Genomic DNA, 18,322 nt, shown 5'->3' on the forward strand with positions numbered 1-18,322 from the left:
GGGCTCAGGGCGCGGGTTCCGGCGTCGGCGGCGGCGGCGTCGCCGGGCTCGCCTGCACGACGACCCCCGGGCGCACGCGCTGCAGGCCTTCGACGATCACCAGTTCGCCGACCTTGAGCCCGTCCTCGACGGCGGCGACGGTCGGGGTCGACTGGCCGAGCTTGACGTCGCGCCGCTGCGCCTTGTTGTCGGCGTCGAGGACATAGACATAGTCGCCGCGCTGGTCGGCCAGAATGGCGGCGCGCGGCACCGCGAGGAACTCCATCGGCTTCACGCCTTCAAGGCTGACGTTGACGAACTGCGTGTCGATCAGCTCGCGGACGGCCGTGGTCCCGATCTTCTGGACCGGCGGATTGGGCACGACCGCGCGCACCAGCACGGTGTCGGTCGAAGCCTGCGTGGTGTTGTCGACGAAGTCGAGCTTGGCGGGATATTTGTAGGTGCTGCCGTCCGGCAGGCCGAGCCGGACGACGACGGCGTCGAATCCGCCGAGCGGAAGATAGCGCTCGCGCAGCTTGATCATGGTGCGCACCGCGACCGGGAACAGGACATACATCGGGTCCTGGCTGACGAGCTTGACGAGCGATGTGGTCGAGGGCGTCACGACATTGCCGGGGGTCACGGCGGTCGCGCCGATCTTGCCGTCGATCGGCGCCGAGATCACCGTATAGTCGAGATTGATCTGCGACTGCTGGACATTGGCCTTCGCGCCGAGGATCTGCGCCTCGAGGCTGCGCTGCGCCGCGAGCGCCGTGTCGACGGTCGCCTGCGCGCCCGATTGCGTCTGCAGCAGCTTTCGCGCGCGCTCGAGCTGGACATTGGCGTTTTCGAGCTGCGCCTCATATTGCTGCTGCACGGCCGTCTTGGCGGCGAGGTCGGCCTCGAACGGCGCGCGCTCGAGCCGGTAGAGGACGTCGCCCTTCTTGACGTCGGCGCCGTCGCGGAACTCCACCTTGTCGAGGAAGGCGGTGACGCGCGCGACGATGTCGACGCGGCCGATCGACTGGATGCGGCCGATGAAGTTCGAGGTCTGGGTGATCGGCCGCAGCTCGACGCGCGCGACGCCGACGTTGGGCGGCGGACCGCCCGGCGCCTGGGCGAGCGCCGCGCCGGCGCAGAAAAGCGCGCCCCAAAGCGCGCCCGTGATTTTCAGGGAAAACGTCACGCGCAGACTCTGTTTCGCTTCGGTCGGGAAAAACGTTTAGACGTTTTTAAGCGCGTTGCAATGGACTTCTGGCGTCTCGCCTCAGTTCGACTGCATCGCCTGGGCGGCGCTCCAGCTCATGTCGTCGGGCAGGGCGGCGATCGCCGCCGCGGCGGCGCGCTGCCTCGCCGCCGTCCGCCGTGTTTCCTGGGCGTTGCGCCGGAGGCTCGCCTGCGCCCCGCTCTGGGTCGAGAGCGACTCCGGCCGCTCCGGCGGCAGCGGAACGTCGGCGAGCGCCGTCTGCGTTTCGGCGGGGGGCTCGGCCGTCGCCTGCGCGAGCGCGGCGGTCTGGGCGGGAACGGCCTCGGTCCCGGGCGCGGCGGTCTCGATCGCCTGCGCGGCGGGGGCTGCGGCCGAAGGAAAATCTGCGGCGGGCGCGGGGCGCGGCGCGCCGCCGGCGAGGAAGGCGAGCAGCCCGGGCGCCCCGGTCGCGACGGGTTGCGGCGCGGGGGAGTCGACGAGCGGGGCCGACTCGGCCGTGCGCATCTCGTCGAGCTTGCCGGCGCGCTTGGCCGTATAATAGAAGCCCGAGGCGTAGAGCGACACCGCCCGATCCTCGTTTCCGCCCGCCACGCGATAGGCGTTGGCGAGATAGGGAATGGCGTAGGTCATGTTGGTGAAAGGGTCGAGCAGGCCGCGCGCGTCGCCCTTGTAGCCCATGGAGCGCGCGGTCGCGTGCTTGATCTGCATGAGGCCGTAGCAGGCCCGGCTGACGAGGCGCGGATTGTAGCCGCTCTCGCGCTTGACGACGCGGTGGATGAGCCGCTCGGGAAGGCCGTGTTTTTTCGCCTGGGCGGCGATGAAGGCGTCATAGGAGCTTTTGCCGGAGCCGTCGCGGTCCGAATCCTGCGCGAAGGCGGAGGCCCCGGCGAGCGCGCAGCAGGACAGCGCGACGGCGAAAGATCCAAGACGAATTCGGCGCATGCGGGACTCCCCTTCTGGCGGGGACGCTGCTGTTCGATCATGGCGGGAACGTGGCGCGCGGGCTATGGTTACCGTTTCCTTGCCGTTTCCTGTCCGCCGCGTTGCTTTCCCGCCACAGGCCGGAAAATTATGTCGCGTCGCAAAAAAGTGTCAGGCGGCGAAAAGGCGTCCGACGGCGCAAAAAAAACGGCCGATTCGCGCGAATCGGCCGTCAGGCGCGTGTGGGCCGGTCTTGCGCCGGCGCCGAAGCTGGGGGCGCCTAGATCTGGCGCTCGATCATCATGGTCTTGATGTTGGCGATCGCCTTGGCCGGGTTGAGCCCCTTGGGGCAGGTCTTGGCGCAGTTCATGATGGTGTGGCAGCGATAGAGCTTGAACGGATCCTCGACATTGTCGAGCCGTCCGCTCGTCGCCTCGTCGCGCGAGTCGATCAGCCAGCGATAGGCCTGCAGCAGCGCCGCGGGGCCGAGGTAGCGGTCGCCGTTCCACCAGTAGCTCGGGCAGGAGGTCGAGCAGCAGGCGCACAGGATGCACTCATAGAGCCCATCGAGCTTGGCGCGGTCGGCGGGCGCCTGGCGCCATTCCTTCTCCGGCGTCGGCGAGGTGGTCTGCAGCCAGGGCTGGATCGAGGCGTGCTGGGCGTAGAAGCGGGTGAGGTCGGGAACGAGATCCTTCACCACCTCCATATGCGGCAGCGGATAGATCCTCACGACGCCCTTCACGTCGTCGATCGCCTTGGTGCAGGCGAGCGTGTTGGCGCCGTCGATGTTCATCGCGCAGGAGCCGCAGATGCCCTCGCGGCAGGAGCGGCGGAAGGTCAGCGTCGGATCGATCTTGGACTTGATCCAGATGATCGCGTCGAGGACCATCGGGCCGCAGTCGTCGCGGTCGACGTAATAGGTGTCGACGCGCGGATTCCGACCGTCGTCGGGGCTCCAGCGGTAGACGTTGAACTGGGTCAGCCGCGTCGCGCCTTCGGGCTTCGGCCAGCTCTTGCCGGTCGTGACGCGCGAGTTCTGGGGCAGGGCGAATTCAACCATTGGCGTTCCCGGTGTCGGACGGAAGGGGCTGACGCCCTTAGTACACGCGCGCCTTCGGCTCGATGTACTGCATCTCGTTGGTCATGGTGTAGCTGTGCACCGGGCGATAGTCGATCGAGACCGAGAGGGCCTGCGGGTCGACCGTCGCCAGCGTGTGCTTCATCCAGTTGACGTCGTCGCGGTTCGGATAATCCTCGCGGGCGTGGGCGCCGCGCGACTCCGTGCGGTTGACGGCGCCGTCCATGGTGACGACGGCCTGGATGATCAGATTGTCGAATTCGAGCGATTCGACGAGGTCCGAGTTCCAGATCAGCGAGCGGTCGGTGACGCCGATCTGGTCCTTCGCGGCCCAGACGTCATGGATCAGCTTCGAGCCTTCCTCCAGCACCTCGCCGGTGCGGTAGACGGCGCAATGGTTCTGCATCACGCGCTGCATGCGCCCGCGCAGTTCGGCGGTCGGGATCGAGCCCTTGGCGTGGCGCATGCCGTCGAGGCGCGAGAGCGACTGCTCGGCGGAATCGGCCGGAAGCTCGGGCTGCTTCGCCCCCGCCGTGACGATCTCGGCGGCGCGGATGCCGGCGGCGCGGCCGAACACCACGAGGTCGATCAGCGAGTTCGAGCCGAGCCGGTTCGCGCCATGGACGGAGACGCAGGCGGCCTCGCCGAGCGCCATCAGGCCGGGGACGATGACGTCCGGGTCGCCGTCCCTCTTGATGACGACCTCGCCGTGATAATTCGTGGGGATGCCGCCCATGTTGTAATGGACCGTCGGCAGCACGGGGATCGGCTGGCGGGTCACGTCGACGCCGGCGAAGATCTTGGCGCTTTCCGAGATGCCGGGCAGGCGCTCGTGCAGGATCTTCGGGTCGAGATGGTCGAGGTGCAGGAAGATGTGGTCCTTGCCCTTGCCGACGCCGCGGCCCTCGCGGATCTCCATGGTCATGGCGCGCGAGACCATGTCGCGCGGCGCGAGGTCCTTCACGGAGGGCGCGTAGCGCTCCATGAAGCGCTCGCCGGCGCCGTTGGTGAGGTAGCCGCCCTCGCCGCGCGCGCCCTCGGTGATCAGGCAGCCGGCGCCATAGATGCCGGTCGGGTGGAACTGCACGAACTCCATGTCCTGCAGCGGCAGGCCGGCGCGCAGCACCATGGCGTTGCCGTCGCCGGTGCAGGTATGCGCCGAGGTCGCCGAGAAATAGGCGCGGCCGTAGCCGCCGGTGGCGAGAATCACCAGCTGGGCGCGGAAACGGTGGATGGTGCCGTCGTCGAGCTTCAGGCAGACGACGCCGCGGCAGCGGCCGTCCTCCATGATCAGGTCGATGGCGAAATATTCGATGAAGAATTCGGTGTTGTAGCGCAGCGCCTGGCCGTACAGCGTGTGCAGCATGGCGTGGCCGGTGCGGTCGGCGGCGGCGCAGGTGCGCTGCGCCGGCGGGCCCTTGCCGTAGTCGGTGGTCATGCCGCCGAAGGGGCGCTGATAGATCTTGCCGTCCTCGGTGCGCGAGAAGGGCACGCCCCAGTGCTCGAGCTCATAGACGGCGGCGGGCGCGTTGCGGGTGAGATATTCGATGGCGTCCTGATCGCCGAGCCAGTCCGACCCCTTGACGGTGTCGTACATGTGCCATTTCCAGTTGTCCGGCCCCATGTTGGCGAGCGAGGCGGCGACGCCGCCCTGGGCGGCGACGGTGTGCGAGCGCGTCGGAAACACCTTGGTGACGCAGGCGGTGCGCAGGCCCGCCTGCGAGCAGCCGACGGTGGCGCGCAGGCCCGCGCCGCCGGCCCCGACCACGATCACGTCGAAGGTGTGGTCGGTGATCGGATAGGCCGCGCCGAGTCGTCCCGGTCCCGCCGCGCCGTTCGCCTTGCCGTCCGCCATGCTAGTCGCCTTTCCGATGAATTGGCCTCTTTGGCGCGGGGCCGCGGCGCCTCAACAGCGCGCGGCCGGCTGCGCGCCTTATGCGAGGCTCAGCTTGATGATCGCGAAAACGGTGGCGAGGCCAAGGGCCGCGCTGAAGCAGAAATTGCCGACGAGCGCCCATTCCTTGGCGTGCGGCGCGTGGACGTAGTCGTCGATGATCGACTGCATGCCGAGCTTCATGTGCCAGCAGCCGGCCAGCGTGAACAGGATCAGCACGACGGCGGCCAGCGGATGCGAGACCACGGCTTTGACGCCGGCCCAGTCCTGCCCGACGAAGGAGAGCACGGTCCCCACGAAAAAGAAGGTCAGGACCAGCAGGGCGACGGAGGTGACGTGCATGGCCCAGGCCGCGGCGGCGCCGGACTTGGCCGAGCCGAGGAAGCCCCTGGAGCGGCGGGAGGTGGATGCGTCATGCGCCATGGCGGGAAAGGCTCCGGAAAGTCGCGGAATCGGAAGGCGCTGGCAAGCGCCGGGTCAGACGCGCAGGCCCACGCATATCCATGTGAGCGCGGCGAGCGCAATTCCGCCAATCAGCGTACCCCAGGCGAGCCATTCGCGCTGCGGATGGTCGAGGCCCCAGCCCATGTCCCACAGGAGGTGGCGCACGCCGCCGAGCATGTGATGGAAAAGCGCCCAAGTGAAGCCGAACAGGATCAGCTTGCCGAGGATCGAATTGGCGAAGGCCGCGGCCGGGGCGAAGCTCGCGGGGCCGCCCGCCGCCGAGATCAGGACGAAGGCGAGCAGCAGCATGCCGAAATACAGCGCCGCGCCGGTGATGCGATGCACGATCGACATCGTCATCGTCATGGTCGGGCGGTAAATCTGAAGATGCGGCGACAGCGGACGGCTGGCCGGCCGGCCGGATTTGAGCTCGACTTCGGTCATGAAGACAACATCCGATCGTCGTGAGGCGGGTTTCGCCCTCCCATATCCCAAAGCGCAGCCGCCCGCAAACGATATGGCTAGGCTAAAGCGGCTATGTCGGGGCCGGCGCGGGGGTTAACGCCGTCGCGAGAAACGGTCTAATAAGTCTTCTAAGAAAATCGCCGGCGGTTGACCTTGGCGGCGTCGGGATTCGAAAATGGACGGGTTCCGGCCGCCCCGCGGCCGCGCGTCTTCGTCCGTCCTCGTCGAGTGTTCGCCATGCCTTTTTCACCGCACGACGAAACAGCGAACCGGCGCGCCGCCGGCCTGCGAGCAGGCGGGAGCCCGGCCTTGCGCCGTCTCGTCGCGGCGTTTATGGCCGCCGCCGCGCTGACGGCCGCGCCGGCCCTTCTCGCGCCGGCGGGCCTGTTCCAGGCCGAGGCCGCGTCGGGCCGAATCGCCATCCAGTCGGGCGGCGCGACGCGCACGGCGCTGCTCCTGCAGCAGCGCCGCCTCAAGCAGGCGCCGCGGCCGCTCGTCGTGATTCTGCGCGCCTCCGCGCGCGACCGCGCGCCGCGGCGCGGACGGCTCTTCGGCCTCGACGAGATGCGCCGCTGGGCCGGCGCGACGCTGGTCTATCCCGACCCCGCGGGGGCGCGCTGGGCCTTCGGCAAGGGAGCGGAGGCCGAGCGGGACGCAGGCTTCGTCCGCGATCTCGTCGGGCGGCTCGTGCGCGCGGGCGGCGTCGACCGCCGCCGGATCTTCATCGTCGGGATCGGCGACGGCGCGGCTCCGGCCTATCGCCTCGCCTGTTCGGCGAACGCGCCTTTCGCGGCCTATGCGGCGAGCGGCGCCATGCCGCCCGACCTCGCCGCCGCCTGCAAGCCCTCGAAGGCGCCGGCGCTGATGCTGATCGGCGCGGCCAGCGCGCCGCGGGAGGCTCCGGCCAAAGGCGCGGCCGAGGCGCTCGCGCCCGAAGCCGCGCTCGCCGTGTTCGCGCGCGTCTCGGCCTGCGGCGACGGTCGCGCCGTGACGCTGCCGCCCGACCGCGACCCGCGCGACGGCTGGAAGGTCGTGCTCGACCGGCTCGAAGGCTGCAAGGCGCCGCTCGCCTTCGCCCGCGTCGAAAACGACCCGCCCCCGGCGCATGACGCGCCGCCGTCCGGGGCGCAGGCCGCCGACGTCGTCGGGTCGAAGCTCATCCTCGATTTTTTCCGCGGCGTCGCGCGGTGACGAGTCCCGCGCCCGGACGTCAGGCCCGGGCGGCGACGCTCACGCGCCCGGCGGACGACGGGCCGCTCACGCCGGCGCGCAGACTGCGGCGAGCGCCGGCGCCAGACGCTCTGGGTCGCCGTCGAGAATGAAGATCTTCACGCGCGACGTCGCGCCCGATTCGAGATGGATGGACGAGGCCGGAAGCTTCAGCGCCTTGGCCAGAAGCCTGATCACGGCGGCGTTGGCCTCGCCGTCCTGCGGCAGGGCGCGCACCCGCGCCTTCAGCACGGCGCGCCCGTCGGCGAGCACGGCCGCGCCCTCGATCTCGTCGCGCGCGGCTTTCGGGGTCAGCCGCACCGCGAGCGCGACGGCGCCATGCCGCACGACGAAAGGCTGCGCCGACATCGGGCGGGCGTCGGCGCGGCGTCAGATGACGTTTGGATAAATATACTGAATGATGATGCGCTGGATCAGATAGATCAGCAGAAACAGGATGATCGGCGAAATGTCGAGGCCGCCGAGGTTGGGCAGCGCCTGGCGGATCGGCCGCAGCACAGGCTCGGTCAGGGCGGCGACGCCGTTGACGATGGCGCGCACCACGTCATTGTAAGTGTTGATGACGTTGAAGGCGACCAGCCAGGAAATGATCACCGCCGCGATCACGACGTAAACATAGAGATCGAGGGCGAACAGGACGACGTCGAGAAGAGCGCGCATTGAAACTCCAGAATCGGGGCGCCCGACGCGGAAGGCTGATCGCCCCGCCGCGGCGGCCGTGCGAGCGATGAACGGCGCGCCGAACCTGCGACGCCGCGGCCTGGCGAATGCGGTCCGCCGTCAGCCTCTTGCGCCGCCGTCCCTTGCGTCGGTCCGGCGCGGCGAAGCGGCGCGCTCCCGACGAGCCGCATGCGAAAGCCGCTTCGATTTAAGCGGCTTGAGCCCGGCTGGCAACCGTCGGCTGGAGGCGGCGAGGCGAACGCAAGAAGCGCGGGACATCCCCTTGCGCCACGCCGCGCAGTCGCGTAAACAGCGGCGGGCCGGGGCTGTAGCTCAGATGGGAGAGCGCTGCAATCGCACTGCAGAGGTCAGGGGTTCGATTCCCCTCAGCTCCACCAAGGAAATCAAAGACTTAGACGACTTGGTGGAAGGCCCGCCGGACCGTCGGGGAAGCAGGGGGGAAGCAAGGCGACAAGCTGCGCCGGCTCCCTCAGATATTCAGTTCCTGCGCCTCGCGCCGCCGCTTGAAATCGGTTCCGGCGGCGACGCTCGCCCATTGCTTCCGCTCCCGTCGTGTGTATCTATGCGCATATGCATAGCCGGCTCGTCATCGCCGCCCTGGAGGCCGACGGCTGGTTTCGCGTCGCGCAAAAGGGCGATCACGTTCAGTTCAGGCACCCGACGAAGCCGGGCCGCGTGACGGTCCCGCATCCGAACCTGACCTTCCGATCGGGACGCTGAAAAGCGTCGAGAAGCAAGCCGGCCTGAAGTTGAGGTAAGGCCATGCGCCAGTACATCGCCCTCATTCACAAGGACGCCGGCAGCGATTACGGGGTTTCGTTCCCGGATCTGCCGGGCTGCGTCACGGCCGGCCGCGACCTCGACGAGGCCCGCGCGATGGCGCAGGAGGCGCTCGCCCTGCATCTTGAAGGGCTGGCGGAAGACGGCGAGGCGTTTCCCGAGCCCTCGTCTCTCGAGGCCGTCATGAGCGACCGCGAGAACCGCGACGCCGTCGCTTTCCTTGTTCCCGCGCCAGGCGGCGCGGCGAAGGCGGTCCGCGTCAATGTCACGATTCCCGAGGACGTCCTCGGCGAGATCGACCGTCACGCCGAGCGCGAGGGCATGACCCGCTCGGGTTTTCTGGTCAAGGCGGCGAAGGACGCGATTCGCGTCGTCCGGTGATTGGGCGCCGCTCTCAGCTATAGAGCCGCAGCCGCGCCCTGTGCCTCTGACGCTCGGCCCGATCGCGTCATGGACATGGACCGTGGCGACGCTGTCGCCAGCGACGATGCGCGGCCCGCTGCGCGCCTGCGCGCGGTTGGCGACGAGAAGATCGAGGATGCAGGTCATGGCGCGCCTTCCCGTTCGGGATCTGTGCGACCGCCGGCGCCGGTCAAGCCTCGCGCAAGGTCCGCAGGCCTATGGTCATGCGCCGAGCGAGGAGAACCCCAATGAGTCTTTTCAGCGCCCTGACCGCAAGCGTCTCAGGCATGGCGGCTCAAGCCAACAAATTATCGACCGTATCCGACAATATCGCGAACTCCGACACCACGGGCTACAAGCAGGCCTCGACGGAATTCCTGAATCTCATCGAACAGCGCGGCCGATCGAGCTATGACGCGTCGGGCGTGGCGACGTTCGTGCGCTACAACATCGCGGAGCAGGGAAACCTCAAATCCTCGACGTCGGCGACCGACCTCGCCGTTCAGGGCTCGGGCTTCTTTCTTGTGAGCGACGCGAATGGCGCGATCTTTCTGACGCGAGCCGGAAATTTCACGCCCAGTTCGGGCGGCGACCTCGTCAACGCCGCGGGTTTCACCCTGATGGGCTACGACGCCGCGTCAGGCGCGACGGGGCTTGGCGCGCTGACGCCGGTCAACGTCGCCGCTGGCTCGCCGCAATCCACGCCGTCGACCACGGGCGCGCTCAAGACCAACCTGAATTCGGAGGCGACGGCGGTCGCCGGCGATCTGCCGAGCGACAATCTGGCCACCTCGACCTACACGTCGAAAACCTCGGTGGTCGCCTATGACAATCTGGGCGCGGCCGTCAAACTTGACGTCTATTACACGAAGACCGCCGACAACAGCTGGGAGGCGTCGGTCTATGACGCCGCGTCCGCGGCCTCTGGCGGCGGGTTTCCCTACTCGACGGCGGCGCTCGCAACCCAGACGCTGAATTTCAGCGCGGCCGACGGAAGTCTGACAGGCGCGACGAGCCTGTCGCTGAACGTGCCCGGAGGCCAGGCGCTGACCCTTGATCTTGCGGGCTCGACGCAACTCGCCTCAAACTTCTCGGCGTCGTCGAAGACCAATGGAGCCGCGCCGAGCGCGGTCGAGAGCGTGAGCGTCGGAACCGACGGCGTGTTGACCGCCGTCTACGCCAGCGGCGCGCAAAAGGACCTCTACAAGATTCCACTGGCGAGCGCGCCGAGCGTCGACAATCTCACGCCCCTGGCGGGAGACGTGTTTCGTCAGAACGCGCAATCGGGCGACATTTTCGTCGGCGATCCGGGGCATGACGGCTTCGGCCTCATCCAGTCGGAACGACTTGAAGGTTCAACGGTCGATCTCGCGACGCAGTTGACCAACATGATCGTCGCGCAGCGCGCCTATGAGTCGAATTCGAAGGTCTTTCAGACCGGCTCCGAGCTGATGTCGCAACTCAACAACATGTTGAAATAAACTCGCCTGCGTCGGAGTCGTCGTCATGAGTCTGTCGAACGCCGCAGCGATCACGCAGTCGGGCCTTGCTTCGGTCACGACCGAGATCGCGACGCTGTCCAGAAACGTCTCCGGCGCGTCGGACACGGCTTACTATTCGCGCAAATCCGCGAACGTCGCGTCGACCGCCTATGGATCGCAGGTCGTCTCCGTCAGCCGCGCGTCGAACCGCGCGGTTTTTGAAAACCTGCTCGCCGCCACGGCGGCGAGCGCGGCGCAGGACGCGACGAAGGCGTCGCTCGAGACGCTTTCGCAGGCGATGGGAAGCGTCTCAAGCGAAGACGCGCAGTCGGGAACGCTGACGACGCTGATCGGAAATCTCTCCGGCGCGCTCCAATATTATTCGGCGACGCCAAGCGACGCGACGGCCGCCGGAAACGTCGTCTCCGCGGCCGAAGAGCTCGCGCGCCGCCTCAACGAGGCGTCGGACGACGTGCAGAAGCTGCGACAGTCGACGGATCAGGACATCGCCTCCGCCGTCGCCGACGTGAACGACCTCCTCGCGCGTTTCGGCGAAGTCGACGACAAAATCGTCAAGGGCCTCGCCTCCAGCCGCGACGTCGGCGATCTTCAGGACCAGCGCGACGCGATCCTCAAGCAGCTTTCCTCGGACATCGGCGTGACGACGACGCTCGACGCTGACGGCGGCATGTCGATCTACGCCGACGGCGGCGCCACCCTGTTCCAGGGCGGGCGCGCGCGCGCCGTGACCTTCGTTCCCACAGAAACTTATGTCGCCTCCACCGTCGGACGGCAGGTGTATGTCGACGGCGTCGCGGTCACCGGCGTTTCGGCGGCGATGCCGGCGACGTCGGGCAAGATCGCGGGCCTCGCGAAGGCGCGTGACGAGGTCGCCGTCTCCAGCCAGGCGCAGCTCGACAATATCGCCGCCGCCCTGATCGAGACGTTTCGCGAGAGCGCCCAGAGCGGAGGCGGGCCGGACCGGCCGGGCCTCTTCACGACTTTTGGCGCGAGCGCGATGCCGTCATCCTCCACAGGGCTCGCGGCGTCGATCGTCGTCAATGCGACGGTCGATCCAACGCAGGGCGGCGACGTCAACCTGCTGCGCGATGGCGGCATATCCGATCCGGCGGGGTCGCTCTACACCTACAACGCCACAGGCGCTGCGAGTTACGTCGGCAGGATTTCGCAGCTTTCAGACGCGCTCGCCAGCGTGCGAAGCTTCCCGGCGGGAGGGGAGATCACAACCAGCGCCAGCGTCGGAGACTACGCCGCGGCCGCCGCGAGCTGGCTGCAGTCCGCGCGCGCCTCGGCGACCGACGCCGCCGACTATCAGGAGACGGTGCGCAGCGCCGCGTCGACCGCCCTGTCCAACGCCACAGGCGTGAACATCAACGATGAAATGTCAAAGATGCTCGACCTTGAGCAATCCTATACGGCGTCGGCGAAGTTGCTGAGCGCGATCAACGATATGTTCAAATCCCTGTTGAACGGCATCTAGGCTTTTCTCATGAGCTCCTACATTTCGTCGCAATCCATCTCCGCCTCTTTGCGGCAGGCCGTCCTGAGGGCGCAGACGGAACTCGGGTCGGCGCAAACCGAGGTCGCCGGCAAGCATGCCGACATGGGGCTCGCGCTCGCCGAGCGGACGGGGCGAAGCCTGTCGCTTCAATCGGAACGAAATCTGCTCGACTCCGTCGTCGGCGCCAACGCCGTCACGCTCGGCCGTCTCGACACGACGCAAGATCAGCTGAGCGACCTTGACGCCTCCGCGCAGGCGATGCTGAACGCGCTGCTGTCGTCGAACGGGTCGACGACAAACGCCGCGACGATTCATGATCAGGCGGTCGACGCGTTGAAGCGCCTCACCGCAAATCTCAACACGCGATACAATGGAGACGCGCTGTTTGCCGGAATCGACACGGCGACCGCGCCGATCTTCGATTATTTCGCTGCGGGTTCGAGCGGCAAGGCCGCGGTCGACGCGTCATTTCTTTCGACCTTCGGGGTCACGCAGGACGGCGCGTCGACCATCGACGCGAACGCGCTCGGCGCCTATCTCGACACGCAGTTTTCGGCTCTGTTTCAGGGAAGCGCCTGGAGCGGCGCCTGGTCGTCGGCCTCAGATACGCCGATCGTCAACACGATCGCTCCGGGCCGCGACGTCGTGACGTCGGTCAGCGCCAATCACGAGGCGTTTCGCGATCTTGCGCAGGCTTACACCATGCTCGCGGACCTTGGCGTTCAGTCGATGAATCAGCAAAGTTATCAAACCGTGACCGCAAAGGCGCGTGAACTGATTTCGACGGGCATGAACAAACTCTCGGACGTGCGCGCGGGGCTCGGCGTCGCGCAGGCGTCGATCACGAGCGCCAACGCCCAGATCTCGCTCCAGACCAATATTCTGGCGACGCAGATCGTCGATCTCGAAAGCGTCGATCCCTACACGGCGCAGGCGCGCGTCAGCGAACTCCAGACGCAGATCGAAACTTCATATGCGCTCACGGCTCAACTTCAGTCGCTCAGTCTGGTGAAATATCTGTAGAACGGCGTCAAACGGCGCGGCCGCCAGGACGGATTGTCCGGTTGCGTCGTCCGTGTCGCGCCGCAAGGCTCCGGGGGCGCCCCGGCGCAAATCCTCAACGCCCAAGCCGATGGAAGACGATGTATCAGGCCAGCTACGCCGAAGCACTTGAGAACGCTCCGTCCGAATGCCGCGAACGGGAGCGGATGGCGTTCGATCATGCGATCGATCTGCTCAAGCGAGCGGAGTCCGATGGTCGAGGCTCGACGACGGCGCTCGAGGCGATCGATTTTGTCTGCCGGCTCTGGAAGGCGCTGCTCGAGGACCTCGCCAGCGCCGACAACGACCTTCCGGAGTCGTTGCGAGGCGACCTCATTTCGGTCGGCATCTGGGTCCTGCGCGAGAGCGATCGGCTGCGTGCGGGCGGGCCCGACGGCTTTCGAAGCCTCATCGAGGTCTGTGCGACAATTCGCGATGGTTTGCGGTGAGGACGATCATGCATCTTTCGCTTCGGGCGGGCGAGAAAATCTACATCAACGGCGCGGTGTTGCGCGCCGACCGGAAGGTTTCGATCGAACTTCTGAACGACGTGACATTTCTGCTCGAGGCCCATGTCATGAAGGTGGAGGACGCCGTCACGCCGCTGCGGCAGCTCTATTTCATTGTGCAGATCATGCTCATGAATCCGACCGACAGCGACAGGGCCGCGCAGATGTTCGAGCAATCCATGCGAAGCCTGTTGTCGATCGCAGACGATGGGATGCTTCGCGCGGGGCTCCAGAACGTGAAGGCGCATGTCGACGCGGGCAGGGTGTTCGAGGCGTTGAAGGCCATTCGGGCGCTTTTCCCGGCGGAGGCCGAAATTCTTCGCGGCGCCGCGCCAGCGTCGCCTATTCAGGCCGCTTGAGAACAGGAGTTTCCATGTCCGTCAGCGTAAGCGCAGCCGGTTCGGCCGCCTCTTCGTCGCAAACGACGCCGGCTGCGGCGACCGCCACGGTCGACTACAATCAGTTTCTCAAATTGCTGATCGCCCAGATCCAGAACCAGGACCCGACGAGCCCGACCGATCCCACTCAATATATGAGCCAGCTCGCGTCTTTCTCGGCCGTCGAACAACAGATCAAGACCAATTCGGCGCTGGACGCGCTGTTGTCGGTTCAGTCGGGCGCGCTGATCGGACGCGTGGCCACTTCGGCGGACGGCGAAACGTCCGGCGTGATCGCCTCCGTGACCGCGGGCGGCGGGGGGACGGCGACGGCCGTGTTGTCGAACGGCGGTGAAATCGAGCTTGGCTCCGGCGTGAAGATCAGCGCCTGATGAATGAAGCCGACGCGCTCGAACTCCTTCGCTCCGCGATCTGGACGATCATCGTGGGCTGTGGCCCGGCGGTGGCCGCCGCCATGATCGTTGGCCTTGTCGTGGCGCTGTTTCAGGCGCTGACGCAGGTTCAGGAGTCGACCTTGACCTTCGTGCCGAAGATCGTGGCCGTCTTCGTCGTGCTCGCGGTGGGAGGCCCGTTCATGGGCGCCCAGATCTACGCCTTCGCCGAGCATGTCTATGCACGCATCGAAAAAGGCTTTTAGGCCTTCAAGGCCGCGCTCCGGCTTCAGGCGGGGTCAGGCGGCCCATGGGTCGAAGCCGATCGGGAAAGCGCTGGCGATGAGCGCGGCCGCCGCGTCGATGACGTCGTCTTCGACGCGCAGCGGCGCGATCAGGCCGAGCACGTCGCCCTCGGAGCGCGTCGCCAGGCCGCGCTCGAGGAGCCTTTCGGCGAGCGGTCGGGCCGGCCCGGCGCACAGGAGCCCCTGCGTCAGGCCAAGGCCGCGAACGCCGCGGAACAGATCCGGCCTGCGCCGCGCGATCAGCGCAAGCTGGTCTTCAAGCCGCCACGAGCGGTTTTGCACATGCTCCAGAAAGCCCGGCGAGAGCAGGGCGTCGAGCTTGGCGTGGGCGCAGGCCAGGGCTTCCGGCGTCGGCTCGAACGCCGGCGCCGCCGCGTTTTGCGCGAATTTCTGCGTCGCGATCACCGTCGCGAGCTCATGCGGGCCGGCGAGCCCTTCGCCGCAGACAAGAATGTCGGGCGTCGCCCCGGTCCATTCATAGGCCCACATCATGCCGGACCGGCCGAGTCCGCAGAAGCTTTCGTCAAACACGAGCGCCAGTCCGTAATCGTCGCAGGCCTGGCGCAGGCTGGCGAGCAGATCGCCCGACACCGCTTCAAGCCCCTCCTCGGCGCGCAGCGGCGCGATCAGAAAGCCTGCGACGCGCGGCGTGATCTGCGCCTCCACGGCGTCGGGATCGTCGATGCGCAGGATCTCGACGTCGCCGTCGAGGCCGTCCGGGACGGCGGCCGGAGACGCGGCGCGCGCGCAGACGAGAAGGCGGCTCCGCTTCGCCCGGCCGGCCGTGCGCTGGCGCCGGCGGACGAGGTCCAGCGCGAAGGCGAAAGCCGCGCGTCGCGACGACAGGAGAAAGGCGCGATCTCCGAAGGAGACGGACGGCAGCCGCGCGGCGAGCGCCTGCGCGGACAGGTCTGGCGCGCCGCCCTGATCGCCCGCCTCCGGCGCGAAAGCCTCGTGAGCGCCCGAAAAATCGGGCGATGGGGGCGGGGCGGCCGCGGGGCCGCCGGTGGCGCGGCCCTCCGCGCCGGGCGGGCCGGCCGCGTCAGCCTCCGGCGGAATGAGCGGCGGACCTGACATGGCGCAAGGCTATCGGCGGGCGAAGCGTCTCGCAAGCGGCGGAGGCCTTTGACCGACGCGCGGCGCGGCCGGGGGCTACTTTTTCTTAGGCGATTCGACCTAATCTCGCCGCGATGGCGCGGGAAGAAGCCGCGTCTTTTGAACGTCAGGCCGGCGCGACGCCTGAAGCTGCGGAAGCCCGCAAGACGGTCGCGCCGGCGAGCGACGTTCACGCCCGCGGCGGCGGGGCGGCCGCGAAAGCGGCGCGGAGTCGGCCGCACGGAGGAGCATATGCGCATTTTCGACATCAAGGCGTTCAGGGCGGCCATGGCCGCCGCCGTCGCGGCGACCGCTTTCGCCGCTTCGGCCGGCGCGCCGGCCCGGGCGGACGACGGCGGCGCGGCCGCCGCCGGCCTCATCGGCGGGCTGGCGCTCGGGGCGCTCGCCGGCGGCGCGCTCGCGAGCCAGTCACGCCCCTATCCGCCGCCCTATTATGGCCCGTCCTACTATCCGCCGCCGCCCCCGCCGCGCTGCTGGACCGAGCCGCAGGCGGTGTGGGACGGCTACGCCTACGTCTATCAGCGCGTGCGCGTCTGCGAATAGCGGTCGGCCCGGACCGCCCGCGCGTTTTTCCGGGATCCGACAGGGCCGGCGTTGCGAAAGCCGTCGCGAGGCGCCGGCGGCCCCGGCCGCCGGTCAGTCTTCGGCGTAGATGTCGCGGCCTCTGGTTTCGGGCAGCAAAAACACGCCGATGATGAAAGTCGCCGCGGCGACGGCCATCGGGTACCAGAGCCCGGCCAGAAGGTCGCCCGTATGCGCGGTGATGGCGAAGGCGATCGCCGGCGTCACGCCGCCGAACCATCCGTTGCCGATGTGATAGGGCACGGACAGCGAGACATAGCGCACCCGGGTCTGGAACATTTCGACCAGCGTCGCGGCCAGCGGCCCATAGACCAGAGACACGAACAGGACCAGCATGAACAGGAGGCCGATGATCTCGGCCGGCTGGGCGCGGAACACGTCGAACGGATGGGCGATGCGCACTGCGGTCGGCGCGCCCAGCGACGGATAGCCGGCGGCCTCGAGCGCCGCCAGGACGCGCGCCGTGAAAAAGGCGACGATCTCGACCGGCGCCGGCGCCGCGCCCGCCTCGGTCGCGCGCATGATCCTGACGCGCGCCGGCGCGCCCGGCGGGCCCGGAACCCGGGTGAAGCTCGCCGAATGGGTCGACAGCAGCTCACGGGCGATGTCGCAGGAGGTCGTCGGACGGCGCCTGTCGTCGAGGCTGAACAGCCGCCCGCAGCCGGCCGGGTCGGCGACGACGGACACTTCGACCGCGCGCTGCGCCCTGGCCAGCGCCGGATTGGCGATATGGGCCAGCCGGTCGAAGATCGGCGCCGCGCCGAAGGCGAAGGCGAGGCAGCCGAACATCAGGATCGGCTTGCGGCCGATATGGTCAGACGCCCAGCCAGACAGCACGAAGAAGCCCGCGCCCAGCGCCATCGCCCAGGCCATCAGGACCATGGCCGTGAAGGCGTCGACGCGCAGCACCGACTGCATGAAATTCAGCGCATAGACCTGGCCCGCGTACCAGACCACGCCCTGGCCCATGGTGAGGCCGAACAGGGCGATCAGGACGAGGCGCAGATTGCGCCAGCGGCAGAAGGCGTCGCGCAGCGGCTTGCGCGAGGCGAGGCCCTCGGCCTTGAGCAGCGCGAAGGCCGGCGATTCGTTGAGCTGGAGGCGGATGTAGAGCGAGACGCCGAGCAGCCCCGCCGAGAGCAGAAACGGCAGCCGCCAGCCATAACGCGCGAAGGCGTCCTCGCCGAAGGCCCAGCGCGTCATGAGCACGACGACGAGGGAGGAGAACAGGCCGAGCGTCGCCGTGGACTGGATGAAGGAGGTGAAGAAGCCCCTCCGCGCGTTCGGCGCATGTTCGCCGACGAAGGCCGCCGCGCCGCCATATTCGCCGCCCATGGCGAGCCCCTGCAGCAGGCGCGCGGCGACGAGCAGCGTGGGCGCCGCCGCGCCGATGAGCCCGTAGCCCGGCAGCAGCCCGACGACGAAGGTCGAGCCGCCCATGATGAGGATGGTGAGCAGGAACGTGTATTTGCGGCCGATGAGGTCGCCCATGCGGCCGAACAGCAGGGCGCCGACGGGGCGCACCAGAAAGCCGCTGACCGCGGCGACGATCAGCGAGAGCTCGGCCGCCCATTTCGGCATATGGCCGAAGAAATGCGGGCCCATGACGCCGGCGAGCGACAGATAGAGGTAAAAATCATACCATTCGAAGATGGTGCCGAGCGAGGAGGCGAAAATGAGCTTCTTCTGGCTCGGCGACATCTTGCGCGCGCCGGCGGCGGCCTCCCCCGATGTGATCGCGATCGCCATGTTGACCCTGGCTTGTCGGCGGTCGCGGACCGCTCTGCGCCCTTGCGGCCAGAAGATGGCCGGCGCGGGCGTTTGTCAATCGCCGCTCCGGGCGAGGCGTGACGACGCGTCCGGCGGACGGATGCGGCGTCTCGTGCTATGAGGGCCTCATCCTGGCGAGGAAACAT

General features: G+C 68.0%; 20 protein-coding genes, 1 tRNA gene and 1 pseudogene. 12 read left to right on the plus strand and 10 right to left on the minus strand.

The window, feature by feature from the left end; translation table 11 throughout:
- Window positions 1–4: 4 nt before the first annotated feature.
- The 6 genes from ACILRB_RS04750 to sdhC form a co-directional block, all read right to left on the minus strand.
- Window positions 5–1,165 (minus strand): efflux RND transporter periplasmic adaptor subunit, encoded by a 1,161-nt coding sequence (locus tag ACILRB_RS04750; RefSeq protein ID WP_395665153.1) that lies wholly within the window; start codon window positions 1,163–1,165, stop codon window positions 5–7.
- Window positions 1,166–1,246: 81 nt separating this feature from the next.
- On the minus strand, window positions 1,247–2,128 hold the full coding sequence (locus ACILRB_RS04755; protein ID WP_395665154.1) for a transglycosylase SLT domain-containing protein: 882 nt from the start codon (window positions 2,126–2,128) through the stop codon (window positions 1,247–1,249).
- 259 nt (window positions 2,129–2,387) lie between these two features.
- The gene (locus ACILRB_RS04760; protein WP_395665155.1) at window positions 2,388–3,167 is read right to left on the minus strand and encodes a succinate dehydrogenase iron-sulfur subunit; all 780 of its coding nucleotides are present in this window, start codon (window positions 3,165–3,167) and stop codon (window positions 2,388–2,390) included.
- 37 nt (window positions 3,168–3,204) lie between these two features.
- Complete coding sequence (gene sdhA / locus ACILRB_RS04765; RefSeq protein WP_395665156.1) at window positions 3,205–5,040, minus strand: succinate dehydrogenase flavoprotein subunit; 1,836 nt, start codon at window positions 5,038–5,040, stop codon at window positions 3,205–3,207.
- 78 nt (window positions 5,041–5,118) lie between these two features.
- Complete coding sequence (gene sdhD, locus ACILRB_RS04770; protein WP_395665157.1) at window positions 5,119–5,502, minus strand: succinate dehydrogenase, hydrophobic membrane anchor protein; 384 nt, start codon at window positions 5,500–5,502, stop codon at window positions 5,119–5,121.
- 54 nt (window positions 5,503–5,556) lie between these two features.
- Window positions 5,557–5,967, minus strand: a complete 411-nt coding sequence (gene sdhC / locus ACILRB_RS04775; protein WP_395665158.1) for a succinate dehydrogenase, cytochrome b556 subunit — start codon at window positions 5,965–5,967, stop codon at window positions 5,557–5,559.
- Window positions 5,968–6,297: 330 nt separating this feature from the next.
- On the opposite strand from sdhC, the gene ACILRB_RS04780 reads away from it, so the two are divergent.
- On the plus strand, window positions 6,298–7,179 hold the full coding sequence (locus ACILRB_RS04780) for a phospholipase (protein ID WP_395665159.1): 882 nt from the start codon (window positions 6,298–6,300) through the stop codon (window positions 7,177–7,179).
- 66 nt (window positions 7,180–7,245) lie between these two features.
- Here the strand turns inward: ACILRB_RS04780 and ACILRB_RS04785 are convergent, their stop codons facing one another.
- Both ACILRB_RS04785 and ACILRB_RS04790 read right to left on the minus strand, forming a co-directional pair.
- Entirely contained in the window at window positions 7,246–7,566 is a 321-nt protein-coding gene (locus tag ACILRB_RS04785) for a DUF167 family protein (protein WP_395665160.1), read from the minus strand.
- 21 nt (window positions 7,567–7,587) lie between these two features.
- Window positions 7,588–7,878, minus strand: coding sequence for a YggT family protein (locus tag ACILRB_RS04790; RefSeq protein WP_395665161.1), 291 nt, complete (start codon window positions 7,876–7,878; stop codon window positions 7,588–7,590).
- Window positions 7,879–8,200: 322 nt separating this feature from the next.
- Here ACILRB_RS04790 and ACILRB_RS04795 point away from each other — a divergent pair.
- The 10 genes and pseudogenes from ACILRB_RS04795 (at window position 8,201) to fliQ (ending at window position 14,669) form a co-directional block, all read left to right on the plus strand.
- A tRNA-Ala gene (locus ACILRB_RS04795) sits at window positions 8,201–8,276 on the plus strand.
- A gap of 193 nt (window positions 8,277–8,469) precedes the next feature.
- Window positions 8,470–8,657, plus strand: a pseudogene (locus tag ACILRB_RS04800) (type II toxin-antitoxin system HicA family toxin).
- A 4-nt stretch (window positions 8,658–8,661) separates the two neighbouring features.
- A complete protein-coding gene (locus ACILRB_RS04805) occupies window positions 8,662–9,060 on the plus strand; it encodes a type II toxin-antitoxin system HicB family antitoxin (protein WP_395665162.1) in 399 nt (132 codons plus the stop codon).
- Window positions 9,061–9,329: 269 nt separating this feature from the next.
- On the plus strand, window positions 9,330–10,562 hold the full coding sequence (locus ACILRB_RS04810) for a flagellar hook protein FlgE (protein WP_395665163.1): 1,233 nt from the start codon (window positions 9,330–9,332) through the stop codon (window positions 10,560–10,562).
- Window positions 10,563–10,587: 25 nt separating this feature from the next.
- On the plus strand, window positions 10,588–12,063 hold the full coding sequence (gene flgK / locus ACILRB_RS04815; RefSeq protein WP_395665164.1) for a flagellar hook-associated protein FlgK: 1,476 nt from the start codon (window positions 10,588–10,590) through the stop codon (window positions 12,061–12,063).
- 9 nt (window positions 12,064–12,072) lie between these two features.
- On the plus strand, window positions 12,073–13,107 hold the full coding sequence (locus tag ACILRB_RS04820; RefSeq protein WP_395665165.1) for a flagellar hook-associated family protein: 1,035 nt from the start codon (window positions 12,073–12,075) through the stop codon (window positions 13,105–13,107).
- 119 nt (window positions 13,108–13,226) lie between these two features.
- Window positions 13,227–13,574 (plus strand): flagellar biosynthesis regulator FlaF, encoded by a 348-nt coding sequence (gene flaF / locus ACILRB_RS04825; RefSeq protein WP_395665166.1) that lies wholly within the window; start codon window positions 13,227–13,229, stop codon window positions 13,572–13,574.
- A gap of 8 nt (window positions 13,575–13,582) precedes the next feature.
- Window positions 13,583–13,993 (plus strand): flagellar biosynthesis repressor FlbT, encoded by a 411-nt coding sequence (flbT, locus tag ACILRB_RS04830; protein ID WP_395665167.1) that lies wholly within the window; start codon window positions 13,583–13,585, stop codon window positions 13,991–13,993.
- Window positions 13,994–14,007: 14 nt separating this feature from the next.
- Window positions 14,008–14,403, plus strand: a complete 396-nt coding sequence (flgD, locus tag ACILRB_RS04835) for a flagellar hook assembly protein FlgD (protein WP_395665168.1) — start codon at window positions 14,008–14,010, stop codon at window positions 14,401–14,403.
- Window positions 14,403–14,669 carry a flagellar biosynthesis protein FliQ gene (gene fliQ / locus ACILRB_RS04840; protein ID WP_395665169.1) on the plus strand — a complete coding sequence of 89 codons (267 nt, stop codon included), beginning with the start codon at window positions 14,403–14,405 and terminating at the stop codon, window positions 14,667–14,669. Before flgD ends, fliQ begins: the two co-directional genes overlap by 1 nt.
- A gap of 33 nt (window positions 14,670–14,702) precedes the next feature.
- On the opposite strand, the gene ACILRB_RS04845 is transcribed toward fliQ, so the two are convergent.
- Entirely contained in the window at window positions 14,703–15,785 is a 1,083-nt protein-coding gene (locus tag ACILRB_RS04845; RefSeq protein WP_395665170.1) for an aminotransferase class III-fold pyridoxal phosphate-dependent enzyme, read from the minus strand.
- A 270-nt stretch (window positions 15,786–16,055) separates the two neighbouring features.
- Between ACILRB_RS04845 and ACILRB_RS04850 the strand changes: the two genes are divergently transcribed.
- On the plus strand, window positions 16,056–16,367 hold the full coding sequence (locus tag ACILRB_RS04850; protein WP_395665171.1) for a hypothetical protein: 312 nt from the start codon (window positions 16,056–16,058) through the stop codon (window positions 16,365–16,367).
- Window positions 16,368–16,460: 93 nt separating this feature from the next.
- Here ACILRB_RS04850 and ACILRB_RS04855 read toward each other — a convergent pair whose 3' ends face one another.
- Window positions 16,461–18,155: an MFS transporter gene (locus ACILRB_RS04855; RefSeq protein ID WP_395665172.1), complete on the minus strand. Its 1,695-nt coding sequence runs from the start codon at window positions 18,153–18,155 to the stop codon at window positions 16,461–16,463.
- Between the last annotated feature and the right edge of the window lie 167 nt (window positions 18,156–18,322).

The sequence above is a fragment of the Methylocella sp. genome (assembly GCF_044226135.1).
In the GTDB taxonomy this organism is placed as follows: domain Bacteria; phylum Pseudomonadota; class Alphaproteobacteria; order Rhizobiales; family Beijerinckiaceae; genus Methylocapsa.

What these genes read in the sequence shown, in the direction of transcription:
- ACILRB_RS04755 (WP_395665154.1), bottom strand. Translation starts at nt 2,128, where the DNA reads ATGCGCCGAATTCGTCTTGGATCTTTCGCCGTCGCGCTGTCCTGCTGC.
- ACILRB_RS04760 (WP_395665155.1), bottom strand. Translation starts at nt 3,167, where the DNA reads ATGGTTGAATTCGCCCTGCCCCAGAACTCGCGCGTCACGACCGGCAAG.
- sdhA (WP_395665156.1), bottom strand. Translation starts at nt 5,040, where the DNA reads ATGGCGGACGGCAAGGCGAACGGCGCGGCGGGACCGGGACGACTCGGC.
- sdhD (WP_395665157.1), bottom strand. Translation starts at nt 5,502, where the DNA reads ATGGCGCATGACGCATCCACCTCCCGCCGCTCCAGGGGCTTCCTCGGC.
- sdhC (WP_395665158.1), bottom strand. Translation starts at nt 5,967, where the DNA reads ATGACCGAAGTCGAGCTCAAATCCGGCCGGCCGGCCAGCCGTCCGCTG.
- ACILRB_RS04785 (WP_395665160.1), bottom strand. Translation starts at nt 7,566, where the DNA reads ATGTCGGCGCAGCCTTTCGTCGTGCGGCATGGCGCCGTCGCGCTCGCG.
- ACILRB_RS04790 (WP_395665161.1), bottom strand. Translation starts at nt 7,878, where the DNA reads ATGCGCGCTCTTCTCGACGTCGTCCTGTTCGCCCTCGATCTCTATGTT.
- ACILRB_RS04805 (WP_395665162.1), top strand. Translation starts at nt 8,662, where the DNA reads ATGCGCCAGTACATCGCCCTCATTCACAAGGACGCCGGCAGCGATTAC.
- ACILRB_RS04810 (WP_395665163.1), top strand. Translation starts at nt 9,330, where the DNA reads ATGAGTCTTTTCAGCGCCCTGACCGCAAGCGTCTCAGGCATGGCGGCT.
- flgK (WP_395665164.1), top strand. Translation starts at nt 10,588, where the DNA reads ATGAGTCTGTCGAACGCCGCAGCGATCACGCAGTCGGGCCTTGCTTCG.
- ACILRB_RS04820 (WP_395665165.1), top strand. Translation starts at nt 12,073, where the DNA reads ATGAGCTCCTACATTTCGTCGCAATCCATCTCCGCCTCTTTGCGGCAG.
- flaF (WP_395665166.1), top strand. Translation starts at nt 13,227, where the DNA reads ATGTATCAGGCCAGCTACGCCGAAGCACTTGAGAACGCTCCGTCCGAA.
- flbT (WP_395665167.1), top strand. Translation starts at nt 13,583, where the DNA reads ATGCATCTTTCGCTTCGGGCGGGCGAGAAAATCTACATCAACGGCGCG.
- flgD (WP_395665168.1), top strand. Translation starts at nt 14,008, where the DNA reads ATGTCCGTCAGCGTAAGCGCAGCCGGTTCGGCCGCCTCTTCGTCGCAA.
- fliQ (WP_395665169.1), top strand. Translation starts at nt 14,403, where the DNA reads ATGAATGAAGCCGACGCGCTCGAACTCCTTCGCTCCGCGATCTGGACG.
- ACILRB_RS04845 (WP_395665170.1), bottom strand. Translation starts at nt 15,785, where the DNA reads ATGTCAGGTCCGCCGCTCATTCCGCCGGAGGCTGACGCGGCCGGCCCG.
- ACILRB_RS04850 (WP_395665171.1), top strand. Translation starts at nt 16,056, where the DNA reads ATGCGCATTTTCGACATCAAGGCGTTCAGGGCGGCCATGGCCGCCGCC.
- ACILRB_RS04855 (WP_395665172.1), bottom strand. Translation starts at nt 18,155, where the DNA reads ATGGCGATCGCGATCACATCGGGGGAGGCCGCCGCCGGCGCGCGCAAG.